This is a genomic window from Stenotrophomonas hibiscicola ATCC 19867, assembly GCF_000382065.1.
GTDB classification, from domain to species: domain Bacteria; phylum Pseudomonadota; class Gammaproteobacteria; order Xanthomonadales; family Xanthomonadaceae; genus Stenotrophomonas; species Stenotrophomonas hibiscicola.
On record NZ_KB907500.1, the window covers coordinates 304,368 to 317,024 of the forward strand.

Below are 12,657 nucleotides of genomic sequence, written 5' to 3' on the forward strand. Positions count from 1 at the left end.
CGTTACTGCCCCTTGCGTTCGGCGCGGCGCACTGCGCTCGGCACGTCGATCTCGATCCGCGCCGGCAGCTGGTGCACGTGCAGTTCTCTGTTGATCCACTGGGCCGCTTCACCGTTGATGCTCGCCTCGCCCGGGTCGCCAGCATACGGCCACGGCAGCACCACACCACCGACCGGCGGCACCAGGCCCGGTTGCACCTCCAGCACCAGCTGCTTGTCGCTGCGCTGCAGGCGGTAGTTCAACTGCCCCTGCGGCGTGCGCAGGCCCTGCACGGCAATGCCCTCGCCCTGCAGCCACGCGGTCGGCACGCCAGCGGCCAGTACCAGCGCATCGTCCAGATCACGGTTGTAAGCGAACATGTCCAACGCAGAGCGCACGAAGTCCGAAGCCACCCAGGCGTGCGGCAGGTCACCGACGAAGAACGGCTTGCGCGGCGTGCGCGAGACCACTTCGGCCCACTGGTTCCAGGCCTGTGGCGCGCGGTCCCTGAAGAAGAACTCGGTGGCCTGCCAGGCGCGGTCGCGCCAGCCCAGGCGCACGAACGCTGCCACGTTGCGCCATTCGTACGGGGTGTAATCCTTCCACTCGCGCTTGCCATCGCGACGGGCAACGAACTCGTTCCAGTAGCGCTCGAAGGTCGCCTCCAGCGCCTGCTGCGGCAGCCGGCCCTGCTCGCCGCCGGGGGCAAGCGCGATCGTGGTGGAGGTCGCGTCGAAGTCGCCCAGCTCGGCCGAGCCCGGCAGGTAATCGATGTTGTGCTGCTGCATCGCCGACAGCAGCGAGGCCTGCAGGTCAGCACGGAACTGGTCGCGCGATTCGGCGATCTGCATCGCCTCGACCTTGCCCAGCTGGGTCGCCAGCAGCGCCGCGTCCTTGTAGCCGCGCAGCGCCCAGAAGTTGTCCCAGTAGGAATGCATCGGCTTGGCCGAATAGCCTTCATGGCTGATCGAGGCCGGCATCATCCCGTAGAACGCCGGGTTGCGCGCGCGGTTTTCCTCGGTGCGCTCGCTGGCGCGCAGCTGCTCCATGTAGTTGTAGGCGCCCTGCACGTGCGGCCACATCAGCTCGGTGAACGTGCTGTCGCCGGTGTAGCGCCCATACTCGGCGATGCTGTAGATCAACTCGCCATGGCTGTCGTTCTCCGGCACCGGGTCGCTGCCGCGCGCGTCGACGCAGCACGGCACCTTGCCGTTTTCGAACTGGTACGGCGCATACCAGTTGATGTAATCGCGCACCGCATCACTGCGCCCCATGCGCAGCAGGCCCTCGGAGATCATCGCGCCGTCGCGGATCCAGCTGCGCGCATACGACCGCGTGCCCGGCTGCAGGCGCGGTCCGACACGCGAGATCAGCATGTGCGCCACCGCCGTGCGCAGGGTGTCGACCAGTGGCTGGCCTGCAGCAGGCACCTGCAGCGAAACCACGCCCAGCTTCTTCCGCCATTGCTCGGCCACCTGCGCCTGCGCCTTGGCCACATCCAGCGCCTGCGGCGCCCAGCCACCGGTCTGTGGCAGCACCACCGCCACCTCACGGTTCTGCCCGGGCTCCAGCCTGATCGTGTACACCAGCGCACCCGACGCCATGCCGGTGCTGTCCTTCACCGCCGTGGTCGCCGGGTACGTGCCGCTTTCCAGATGCATCGCATCGAGCTTGCCATCGAACGTACTGGCAAAGCGCGCGTCCGGTACCTGCAGCGGATAGATCCGCGGCTCACCGTTGACCCGAACCAGCTGCTCACCTACATCCAGGGCATCAATCCGGCTGAAGCCTCCGACGGTATTAAGGAACTGGGTGGGCGGATTGACCTGCCACGGCCGTATCGCCAGTGCCAGGGTGTATTCGTGCGCGACCTTGTCCGGATTGCTCAGCCGGTAGCGGCCGATCAGCTGCGCACGCTCGGGCGTGCCCTGCACGAAACCGGTCACCGAGAGTCCGGCCTTCTCATGCACCCAGTCGACGGTGGCGATCGGCAGGTAGTGATCCTGCAGCGACTGGGTGATAGCCACTTTCGACCAGTCCAGCAGCTTGCCGTCCAGGCGGATGAACGGCTCGATGCTGAAGCTGCCCTTGGCCGGCTCCAGCGCGCCATCTTCGCTGATCAGCGCCTGCTCCTGGCCACCATCGAGGCCGAGCAGGGTCCAGTAGGGCTGTTCGCCCACATACGCGCGCGGCAACGAACCGCGCGGCAGATCGGCGGCTACCGAGGACAGGAAGGCATTGGGCGTGGCGGCGAACGCCAGCGGCTTGAGTGCGATGTCACGGATGCCATAGCGCCAGTTCGGGCCATCGCGCAGATCGAAACGCACGTAGCGCGCGTCGGTATCCGGCAGGGCAAGCCAGTCGCGGCCACCGGCACCGCTGGTCACTTCGCGCACGATGCGCCAATCCCGGCCATCCTCGGACGTCCGCACGGTGTAGCGATTGGCTTCCAGGTTCGGCAGCCAATCGATCACGACACCGCCGATCTCGCGGCTCTTGTGCAGGTCCAGGCTGATGGTCTGCTGCTTGACGCCACCGCTGATCCAGAACGTATCGCTCTTGCCGTCGATCATGCGGTCCTGCAGCGCGGTGGCGGTATCGGCAATCACCGACGGCACCAGCGCCGAATCATCCTGCGGTGGCAGCCCCTGCAGGGTCAGCCTGTCGAAGCATACGGTGCCGCGGCCGCCGACCTTGCTGTAGATCGTGAACTCGACGGCGGCGCTGCGCGCCATCTCCTTCTCGGGCGAGGGACCCCACGCCTTGTCGATCTGGCGGCGGCGGTACTCGACCGGCGTCCAGCCCTTGGGGAAACTGTAGCCGGGACGATTGACCCACCAGACGTTGTCACCGCTGGCATCGATCAACTTGAACTGCAGGTCGTTGCCCGGTGAATCACCGCGCAACTGGAAGCCGAAACGGTAATTGACCGGGTATTCGATGTTCAGCGCGCGGCGGATGCCGACGTAGCCGGAGACATCGTGGAAGTCATAGTCCAGGCACAGCGCGCGGCCGCCGCCAGCGCCACTGACCGGGCGCAGCGAACCGCTGACCTGGTCGGACAACACCAGCTTCCAGGCCGCGACGTCGTCGAAGTCGTCCAGCACCTTCGGTGCCGGCAGCGCCGGTGGCGCGGCGATCGCCAGGGAGGTCCACAGCAGGCCCAGTCCAACGGCGATCGCTCGCTTCATCCCTTGACGCTCCCCAGCAACAGACCTTGGATGTAGTACCGCTGCAGCACCAGGAACAGCGCCAGCACCGGGACCACGGTGACCACCGCGCCGGCCATCATCATTTCCACGTCCATGATGTGCTCGCGCGAGAGGGTGGCCAGCGCCACCGGCAAAGTGTAGTGCTCCTGATCGGTCAACACGATCAGCGGCCACATGAAATCGTTCCATGCGCCCATGAAGGTGAAGATCGCCAGGGTCACCAGCACCGGCTTGAGCATCGGCAGCACGATCTGGAAGAAGATGCGCAGCTCCCCTGCCCCGTCGATACGGGCCGCTTCCAGCAATTCGTCCGGAATCGAACGCGCGTACTGGCGCACCAGGAAGATGCCGAACACGCTGGCCAGCGCCGGCACGATCACGCCGCCGAAGCTGTTGACCAGGCCCAGCTGCTTCATCAGCAGGAACAGCGGCAGCATCGCCACCTGCGCTGGAATCACCAGCGCCGCCATCAGCACCTGGAACAGGCGCTCGCGCCCGACGAAGTTGAGCTTGGCGAACGCATAGCCGGCCATGGTGTTGAGCAACAGCGAGCCAAAGGTGATCGCCAGCGAGACGAGCAGGCTGTTGGCGAAGTTGCCACCCATGCCGGTACGCGCGAACAACTCATGGTAGTTGTGCGTGGTGATGCTCGAAGGCAGCAGCGGCGGCGGGAAATGGCTGGCCTCGCCCTGCGGCATGAACGAGACCGAGAGCATCCACAGCAGCGGTGCCAGGCTGACCAGGGCCAGCACCAGCAACGCGCCATTGATCATCCACGGGTACCAGCGCGACTGGCCGATTTCACGACTCATACCAACTGCCTCTTGCGGCCGAAACGCAGCATCACGGTGGTCACCGCCAGGATGATCAGGAACAGCAGGAACGCCACCGCGGAGGCGCGTCCCAGGTTCCACCACTTGAAGCCTTCCTCGAACATGAAATACAGCACGCTAACGGTGCTCTGCAGCGGGTCGCCGCGGGTCATGACATACGGCTCGGCGAACAGCTGGAAGTAGCCGGACACGGTGATCACCCCGACCACCAGCAGCACCGGGCCGAGCATCGGCAGGGTGATGTGCAGGAACTGCTTCCAGCGCGAGGCGCCGTCGATGCGCGCAGCCTCGTACAGGTCATGCGGGATCGCCTGCAGGCCGGCCAGGAAGATCACCATGTTGTAGCCGAAGTTCTTCCACACCGCGAACAGCATGATGGTCGGCATCGCCCAGTTGGGATCGCCCAGCCAGTCGATCGGGCTGATGCCCAGGTGGCCCAGGCCGTAGTTCACCAGGCCGTAGCTGGTGTGGAACAGGTAACGCCAGATCACCGCCACCGCCACCAGCGTGGTCACCACCGGCGCGAACAGCGCGGTGCGGAACAGCGCCTTGAAGCGCGCGGCCGGCGCGTTGAGCAGCATCGCCGCGCCCAGCGACACGCCGATCGACAATGGCACCCCGATCAGCACGAAGTAGGTGGTGTTCCACAGCGACTTCCAGAACATCGGTGTCTGCAGCAGGTCGATGTAGTTGCCGAGGCCGACAAACCGCAGGTTGCTGCTGTCAGCCAGGGCATACAGGTCGAAGTCGGTCACGCTCAGCGCCAGCGCCGAAGCCACCGGCAGGCCGAAGAACACGCCCAGCACGATCAACGAGGGCCCGGCGAAGATCCAGCCGGCAAGCGAAGTACGTTTCATTGCGCGCTCCCGGCGGCTACGGCACTGCTGGACTGCGACGACGGTGCGCGCTGCTGCAGGCGTTGTTGTTCATGCATCCAGCGGCGCTTGGCCAGCACCTTGTCCACGCGCTGGTCCAGTTCTTCCACGGCCTTGTCCTGCGGCAGGCCACCGCGCACCACCTTCTCGGTGACGATGCGCATTTCCTGCACGATGCGCTCCCATTCGAGCACCTTCGGCGTCGGCTTGACCCGCTCCAGCTGGTCACGGAATGCCGCTGCCAGCGGATCGTTGGCCAGCGACGGTGCGTTCCAGGTACTGCGGCGCGGCGGCAGATCGCCGATGATCGAATGGAAACGCGCCTGGATCTGCGGCCGCGACAGGAACTCGATCAGCTTCCACGACGCTTCCTTCTGCTGCGACTTGCGGAAGATCACCAGGCTGGTACCACCGGCGATGCCGGCGCCGGGGCCGTCCGGACCCGGTAGCGCCGCGGTGCCCCACTGCCCTTCCAGTTCCTTCGGCTGCAGCTTCTTGAACTCGCGGATGTTCCAGGGGCCGGAGATGTAGAACACGTTGAAGCCGCGGAAGAACTCGTCCCAGACGTTGGAGATCTGCGTCTCGGACATCTTCGGCGCCCAGCCCTGCTCGAACATGTTGGCGTAGAAGGCCAGCGTGCGGCGGAACCCCGGGCTGGCGAAATTGCCGCGGGTGTCATCGTCGCGCAGCAGCGGATCGGGTTGCTGCAGTGCCAAGGACAACTGCTGCTCGAACTCATTGATCGGCATCAGCACCGCATAGCGGTTCGGCCCCTGCATGCGCTTGATCGCCGCCATCTGCTCGTCCCACTCGGCCCAGGTACGCGGCGGGTGGTCGTAGCCGGCCTTGGCCAGCAGGTCCTTGCGGTAGTAGATCAGGCGTGTATCGACGTACCACGGCACGCCCACCAGCTCGCCGTGGATCACGTTGGTATCCCAGATGCCCTGGAAGTAGTCCTTTTCATCAACGACCGCCGAGTGATCGACGAACGGCTGCAGCGGTGTCAGCGCATCGAGCTCGGCGAACTCGGGCACCCAGGTGTTTCCGAGCTGGCAGACATCCGGCAGGCCATCGGCAGCGAACGCGGTCAGCAGCTTCTCGTGCGCTGCCGTCCACGGGATGTTCTGCACATCCACCTTGATGCCGGGGTTCTCGGCCTCGAACTCGTGGATCAGCTCGCTGACCACCTCGGCTTCGCGACCCATCGCCCAGAAGCGCACGGTGGTGGTTCCAGGCTCGGTGCGGGCGCAGCCGGCCACGGCCAAAGCGGCCAGGGCGGGCAGCGCCCAGCGGCGCAGGCGGTCGATCCAGTTCGGCACCGGGTTACTTCCCCTGCCCTGTGTTGCGGTTGGCATTGTTTTTCTGTTCCTGCGCGGCAGCCGCGCGTGATTCGGCGATACCCACCGCGCGTGCCGCCGCGGCCTTTTCGTCCTTCTGCAGCTCCAGCGGCTGGAACGCGCCTTCCGGCGCCAGCCAGCCACCGCTGAACCCTGCCCGCTCCAGTCCCTTGCGGATGTAGGGGTTCTTCTTCATCACCTCCCACACGAAATCGTTGCGGTAGTTGGCGATCATGGTCAGGATCGGTCCCTGGTCGATGGCGATGTAATCGCTGGCGACCCAGCCGCGATCCGGCACCAGGCGGCCGGTCTTGATCGGGATGTCGTAGTTGAAGCTGGGGTTGAATGAATCCAGGAAGCCGTAGCTGGAATAGATGTAGTCGCCGTAGCGCTTGTGCATTTCCAGCGTGGCCGGGATCACCTGCTCCGGCGCAAACACCACCGAGGCGATCGCAGCAGTCGGGGCAATGGTGCCGTCATCGAAATTCTCGCGCAGCCCAGCGCCGCGCGAGGAGTAATGGCGGAACTGGCGCTGCTCGCCGCGGTACTCCTGCGTGGTGTTCTGCGGGCCATCGCTGGCGGTCAGGCCCCACACATTCTCGCCATACTCCTTCCACTGCATCGGGTTGGCGATGGCGTATTCGCGCTGGGCCAGCGCAGCCGAGCGGCTGTTGAGGAAATAAGTGCTGCCGCGCTCGCGCATGTATGCGTCCTGGATATCGCGGAAGTCGATCCAGACGTGGCTGTACTGGTGGCCGAACAGCGGGCCGAAGGACAGGTATTCCTGGCCCTGGTAAACACCCCAGTCGTTGTCGTAGGTGCGCGTCCACACCGTCCACGCATCCGGGCTGACCGGGTGCGTGGGCGACCCCAGGGCAAGGATGTAGACCATCATCGCCTCGTTGTAGCCCATCCAGTCGTGGTCGATGAAGCCGCTCTCGGGGAACCAGCCCATCGAGATCAGCGGCGCACGCTGCTGCAGCCACGGCCAGTCCACCTTCTTGTACAAGGTGTCGGCGATCTGGCGGATCTCCTTCTCGCGCGGATCATCGCCGTCGTAGTACGACTGCGCGAACAGCACGCCCATCATCAGCAGTGCGGTATCCACCGAGGACAGTTCGACCCAGCTGTCGTAGCGACGGCCTTCCTGCATGTCCAGGAAGTGGTAGTAGAAGCCCTTGTAGCCGGCCTTGCCGGTGCGCTGCGGGCCCATCGGCACATCGCGGAAGAACTTCAGCGTTGTCAGCGTCCGATCGATCGCTTGGTTGCGGCTGACCCAGCCGTTCTCGATACCGATCGGATAGGCGGTCAGTGCGAAGCCGACCGAAGCGATGCTGGCGAACGGCCGCGACGGATAGCGGTCCGGGGTCAGGCCGTTCACTTCGTTGGTGGTGTCCCAGAAGAACTGGAAGGTGCGGCGTTCGATGTCATCGAACAGCGGAGGAAGCTCCGGCTTCATCGGCCGCGGCGGTGCGTCGGCCTCGATCAGGATCACCGGCGGGCGGGGCTTGGCAGGTTCCTGCTGGGCCGGCTGGCAGGCGGCCACGGCCAGGCTCAACGCTGCGGCGGACAACAGATGGCGTGCCTGCATGGCGCGGTTCCTCCGGTGGTCTGATCGATGGGAAAGCATAACGTCCAATGATCTGAAATCGTTTACAACGTGCGTTCTTAAAAAACCACGAAAAACGTGGCTTGACACCGCGATCATTGCCCACGCCGCTGCCCCTTGGCCGGCAGCGGCGTGGGCAATGGACCGGCACAGGGCCGGCCATTGCCGTTTTCACCGATGCCGCCAGCGAGCCGGCGGCATCGGGTCATGCATCACCGCCCGGGCTTAGAAGCGGAAGCCCACTTCGGCCTTGACCTGGCGCGGAGTACCGATGATGTCGCCGGTCTCGTTGTAGCTGGCCTGCAGCTTGCCGTTGGTCTTGACGTAGTTGTAGGTGGAGAAGTTGTCGAAGTTGAACACGTTGATGATGTCCAGGCGGGCGTACAGTTCGGTGTTGCCCGCCAGCTTGAACGTCTTCGTCGCCTGCAGGTCGACCGAACGGTAGCCGAAGATCTTGCCACCCACCAGGAACTTGCCGGTGGCGTTGGGCACGGCCGCCTGCGGAGTCGGCAGGGTGTAGCCGCTGGCCTGCATCACCGGGTACCAGTCGTTGACGGCGGTCGGGGTGGCCAGGGTGATCTTGCCGCCGAAAGTGATGCCCCAGAAGCCCGCGTAGGAACCGGTCACCACCAGGCGGTGGCGCGGCGCGCCGTTGGAGCGGATGGTCGGGTAGTCACCGATCAGGCCGCGATCAAAGGCGTACTTCTCGTTGATGTCGCGGTTGTGGCGCGCAGTGGTCCAGGTATAGGCGATCGAGGTGCCCCAGCCGCTTTCCTTGGTGAACGGCTTCTGTGCCGACAACAGGACCTGGGTGGCGCGGGTCTTGATGCCCTGCTGGCCGATGATCAGGCTGCCGAAGCCCGGCACGTTGCAGCTCCAGGCCTGGCTCAGGCCTGCGGAGGTGCCGCCGCACAGGCGCGGATCATCGAAGAACTGGCCGGTCGGGTAGCGGTTGCCCAGGGTGAAGGCGAAGCCGTCGTAGCTCAGGGTACGAGCGATGGTGGCATCGGTCAGCCAGTCGCCGATCTGGTTGCTCATGCCCAGGCTGAACTGATCGGAGTACGGCGCCTTCAGCTTGTTGTTCAGCAGGTCAACCTCCAGCCCGGCATTGCTGGTCGCGCCGACCAGTGCCTGCAGGTTGCCGATGCCGTTGAGCAGGTTCGGGTTCCAGTCATAGCAGGCGGCCTGGCCGTTGATGCAGGCGCCAGTGGCCGGGTTGCGGAAGTAGATGGTCGGCTGCGGCAGGGCCAGCTTGGTGGTTTCCAGCTGCAGGTTGTCGAACAGGTCACGGTCGTAGGAACGGCCGGCACCACCGTGGATCACGTGCTGCTCGTCGGCATTGATGTCATACGAGAAGCCCAGGCGCGGCTGCCAGGCATCCTTGAATGCCTTGCGGTTGTGGCCGTTGCTGATGTAGTCGCTGATGTCCAGGCCGCCCAGTGCCAGCGAATCGGCATAGGTCTGGCCGGCGGGGGCGCGCGGATCCTGCGAATAGATGGCGTCGACCACCTGCTGCGGGGTCACGAAGTCCAGGTAGGACGGGGTCTTTTCGTAGTCCCAGCGCAGGCCGATGTTCAGCTGCAGGTGGTCGTTGACCTGCCAGTCGTCCTGGATGAACACGCCGTACTGCTTGGACTTCGAACGCACTTCGCCGGACACGCCGGACACGCCGGTCACCGGCTTGACGAACTGCGCCTTGTACGGAATCGAATCGGGGAAGTCCGGATCGCCCAGCGAGTAGGTGAAGGTCGGGTTGATCTGTGCCGCATCGGATGCGTACAGATCGATCGCCTTGTACTTCACGCCCATCTTGATGGTGTGGTCACCGGCCCACTGGATGCCATCCAGGGTCAGGTTGTCTTCGATCGACCAGCCCTTCTGGCCCTTCACCTGCGAATCCAGTGCCGAGGCGCCACCGATCTTCACGATGGTGCGGTCTTCGGGGCCGTCCGGTGCGGTGTAGGTGATGCCGTTGGCCAGCGTCAGCGGGGTCGGGTTGTTGAACGAGTCTTCGTGGGTGACCATCAACTCGTTGTAGTAGCGCTCACCGCTGTGGTTCCAGCGCAGGGCGTAACGACGGTCGGTGTTGACCACTTCACGGCCGGCTTCCGGCGAGGTCTGGCCACTGAACTGCGACTGGGTTTCGTCGCGGTCCTGGAAGGTCAGCTCGATGCGATCGTTGTCGGTCGGCTCGAAGTCGATCTTGCCGAAGATCAGGTCCTGCTGGAACGGCTGGCTGGCCGGGCCAAGGCCGGCGGCGCCGGCCGGCGGCAGCAGGCCGGCAGCGCCGGTGACCGCGCCATCCGGCGCGATGGTGACCGGCAGGTCGAAGCGCTTGGCTTCGTAGGTCACGAAGAAGTGCGCCTTGTCCTGGATGATCGGGCCGCCCAGGGCGAAGCCGTATTCCTTCTCGGCCGAGACCATCTTCTCCTTGCCACCCTGGCGCTCGGCCGGGGTCTTGGCACGCATGTCTTCATCGGTGTAGCGGTAGAACGCCTCACCCTTGAACTCATTGGTGCCGGACTTGGTTGCAGCCGTCACCGCGGCGCTCGACACCTGGCCATACTCGGCCTTGTAGTTGCCGCTGATGACCTTGTATTCGCCGATGGCCAGCTGCGGGAACGGGTTGCCGGCGCTGCCGGACTGGCCGGCCACGCCGCCGCCCTTGACGTAGCTCTTCTGGCCCACGCCGTCGATGTACACGTTGGTGCCATCGGCATTGGTGGCGCCGCCGCGCAGCGAGGTGTTGCCCTTGGCGTCGCGGGTGAAGATCAGGCCCGGCACCGCGTCGGCGAACTCCAGGAAGTTGCGCGATACCTGCGGGGTGGTCTGGATCTGCTGCAGGCTGACGGTCTTGCCGACTTCGGAGGTGCGCACTTCCTGCAGCAGGGTCGGCGCAACAACGTTGACGGTGTCCAGGTTGGTGGCCGCGGTCGAACCCGGGGTGCTGCTGGCGGCACCGGCAAAGTTCAGCGTCGCGGTCGAGGCCACGGTGACGGTGACCTTCTGGGTCTGGCCGTTGGCGACCACGTTGTAGGTGCCCGGATCCAGGCCCATCAGCGAGTAGCTGCCGTCGGCGCGGATGGTGCCACGGCGGACGGTACCGGTGGCCACGTTGGTGGCGGTCACTTCGGTGCCTGCCTGGGCGCCGGCAACCTGGCCGCGCAGGCTGGCGTTGGCCGACTGCGCCATGACGTTGGGGGCGGCAGCCAGCATCAGGCAGCTGACCAGTGCGGTGCTCAGCAGCCGGCGCGCCGGCATGCGGAAGGTGGTATGCATCATCAACTCAATCTCCGGGTGGCGGTAACCGCTTGCGCGGTCCCTGCGATCAATCAAAAAAGAAGGAACGCCTCTGGCTTCAACGGCCGGATGGCGGAGTGGTGGAATCGCGAACAATCAAGCGGGGAACCAGGGTCTGCTTGTCCCCTGCCCCATCCGTGGAGGTGCCGTCCATCAACTGCATCAGACGCGTCATGGCCCGGTCGCCGAGCTCGGCGATGCTGACCTGCATGGTGGTCAGCGACGGGTGGACGAAACGCGCCAGTGGAATGTCATCGAAACCCGCCAGGGCAACATCGGCGGGCACACGGACGCCGGCCTGGGTGAATGCATACAGGCACCCCAGGGCCATCATGTCGTTGGCGGCGAATACGGCATCGGGCAGCGCTCCGGCTGCCAGCAACTCCTGACCGGCACGATGGCCGGAAGCTTCGTCGAAATCACCGGGCAACTCGATGCCTTCGGCGCCACCGCCAAAAGCCACCAGCGCGTCACGGAAGCCGCGCAGGCGCTCGCGCGCGTCGAAGTTGAGATCCGGGCCAGAAATGAAAGCGATGCGACGGTGGCCGGCGTCCAGCAGGTGGCGGGTCATCGCCATCGCACCTGCGTGGTCATCGATGCTCAGCACCGGGTGGTCCTGCCCGGGCAGATAGGTATTGATCAACACCGTCGGCAGCGACTGCGGCAGGTTGTCGGTCAGGAAGCCCGGGCTCTCGGCGTAGGGCGAGAGCACAAGCAGGCCGTCGACGCGGCCGCGCATGGCACGCAGGGCCGCGCCCTGCTGTTCCTGGTCGCCGTGGTAGCTGGACACCAGCAGGTGCTGGCGGCGGTTGCGGGCCACGCCGTCGATGCCGCGCATCAACTCGGAGAAGAATTCGCCGTACAGGTCAGGCAGCACCACGCCCACCGTATTGGTGCGGCGGCTGCTCAGGCTGCGGGCGGCGGCGTGCGGGGTGTAACGCAACCGTGCGGCCACCTCCAGCACAAGCTGGCGGACCGGTTCGGCGACATTTTCATGCCCGTTGAGCGCGCGGGAAACCGTGGCCACAGAGACCCGGGCTTCGCGTGCGACGTCTTTGATTGTGATAGCTGCCTTGTTCACGAAGCCGCCCTCCACGGCTTGGACCTACCAGCATTGGCGCGGAATGTAAGCGTTTCCATCTGGGCTTGTAAACAGTCCGTTAGGCGAATGTCCCGAAATGGACATGAAAACCTGTCCGTGGCGAGGCCCATGAAGGACCCGCCAGGACAGCGTGGGACAAGGGCTCAGCCCTGTTCTGACGGGGTCTGCGCGCGGATGGACAACGCGTGGATATCGGTCTCCATCATCGACCCCAGCGCGGCATAGACCGCGCGGTGCCGGGCCAGCGGACCCAGCGCGGCGAAGCGCTCACTGACCACATGCACGTTGAAATGGCCGCGGCCATCGCGTGCACCGGCATGACCGGCGTGACGATGGCTGTCGTCTTCGATTTCGAGCACGCTCGGCGCGAGTGCCTGCTGCAGTGCGTCACGCATCCGCTCGATCCGCTC

At 65.3% G+C, this 12,657-nt stretch carries 8 protein-coding genes; all 8 read right to left on the reverse strand.

Going from position 1 to position 12,657, the window contains the following annotated elements; translation table 11 throughout:
- Positions 1 to 2: 2 nt before the first annotated feature.
- Positions 3 to 3,170, reverse strand: a complete 3,168-nt coding sequence (locus tag G370_RS0109865) for a discoidin domain-containing protein (protein WP_019660457.1) — start codon at positions 3,168 to 3,170, stop codon at positions 3 to 5.
- Complete coding sequence (locus G370_RS0109870; RefSeq protein WP_019660458.1) at positions 3,167 to 4,003, reverse strand: carbohydrate ABC transporter permease; 837 nt, start codon at positions 4,001 to 4,003, stop codon at positions 3,167 to 3,169. Before G370_RS0109870 ends, G370_RS0109865 begins: the two co-directional genes overlap by 4 nt.
- On the reverse strand, positions 4,000 to 4,881 hold the full coding sequence (locus G370_RS0109875; protein WP_005410323.1) for a carbohydrate ABC transporter permease: 882 nt from the start codon (positions 4,879 to 4,881) through the stop codon (positions 4,000 to 4,002). The genes G370_RS0109870 and G370_RS0109875 overlap by 4 nt, the downstream gene beginning before the upstream one ends.
- Positions 4,878 to 6,254: a sugar ABC transporter substrate-binding protein gene (locus G370_RS0109880; protein ID WP_194445152.1), complete on the reverse strand. Its 1,377-nt coding sequence runs from the start codon at positions 6,252 to 6,254 to the stop codon at positions 4,878 to 4,880. The genes G370_RS0109875 and G370_RS0109880 overlap by 4 nt, the downstream gene beginning before the upstream one ends.
- Entirely contained in the window at positions 6,223 to 7,827 is a 1,605-nt protein-coding gene (locus tag G370_RS0109885; RefSeq protein ID WP_019660460.1) for a glucoamylase family protein, read from the reverse strand. The genes G370_RS0109880 and G370_RS0109885 overlap by 32 nt, the downstream gene beginning before the upstream one ends.
- A gap of 243 nt (positions 7,828 to 8,070) precedes the next feature.
- A complete protein-coding gene (locus G370_RS0109890) occupies positions 8,071 to 11,127 on the reverse strand; it encodes a TonB-dependent receptor (protein WP_019660461.1) in 3,057 nt (1,018 codons plus the stop codon).
- 76 nt (positions 11,128 to 11,203) lie between these two features.
- A complete protein-coding gene (locus G370_RS0109895) occupies positions 11,204 to 12,241 on the reverse strand; it encodes a LacI family DNA-binding transcriptional regulator (protein ID WP_019660462.1) in 1,038 nt (345 codons plus the stop codon).
- Between the two features lie 149 nt (positions 12,242 to 12,390).
- Positions 12,391 to 12,642, reverse strand: coding sequence for a BolA family protein (locus G370_RS0109900; protein WP_032955313.1), 252 nt, complete (start codon positions 12,640 to 12,642; stop codon positions 12,391 to 12,393).
- Between the last annotated feature and the right edge of the window lie 15 nt (positions 12,643 to 12,657).

Bases quoted from the DNA above. Each gene is read 5' to 3' on its own strand.
- G370_RS0109870 (WP_019660458.1), bottom strand. From the start codon at position 4,003: ATGAGTCGTGAAATCGGCCAGTCGCGCTGGTACCCGTGGATGATCAAT.
- G370_RS0109875 (WP_005410323.1), bottom strand. From the start codon at position 4,881: ATGAAACGTACTTCGCTTGCCGGCTGGATCTTCGCCGGGCCCTCGTTG.
- G370_RS0109880 (WP_194445152.1), bottom strand. From the start codon at position 6,254: ATGCCAACCGCAACACAGGGCAGGGGAAGTAACCCGGTGCCGAACTGG.
- G370_RS0109900 (WP_032955313.1), bottom strand. From the start codon at position 12,642: ATGCGTGACGCACTGCAGCAGGCACTCGCGCCGAGCGTGCTCGAAATC.
- G370_RS0109865 (WP_019660457.1), bottom strand. From the start codon at position 3,170: ATGAAGCGAGCGATCGCCGTTGGACTGGGCCTGCTGTGGACCTCCCTG.
- G370_RS0109890 (WP_019660461.1), bottom strand. From the start codon at position 11,127: ATGATGCATACCACCTTCCGCATGCCGGCGCGCCGGCTGCTGAGCACC.
- G370_RS0109885 (WP_019660460.1), bottom strand. From the start codon at position 7,827: ATGCAGGCACGCCATCTGTTGTCCGCCGCAGCGTTGAGCCTGGCCGTG.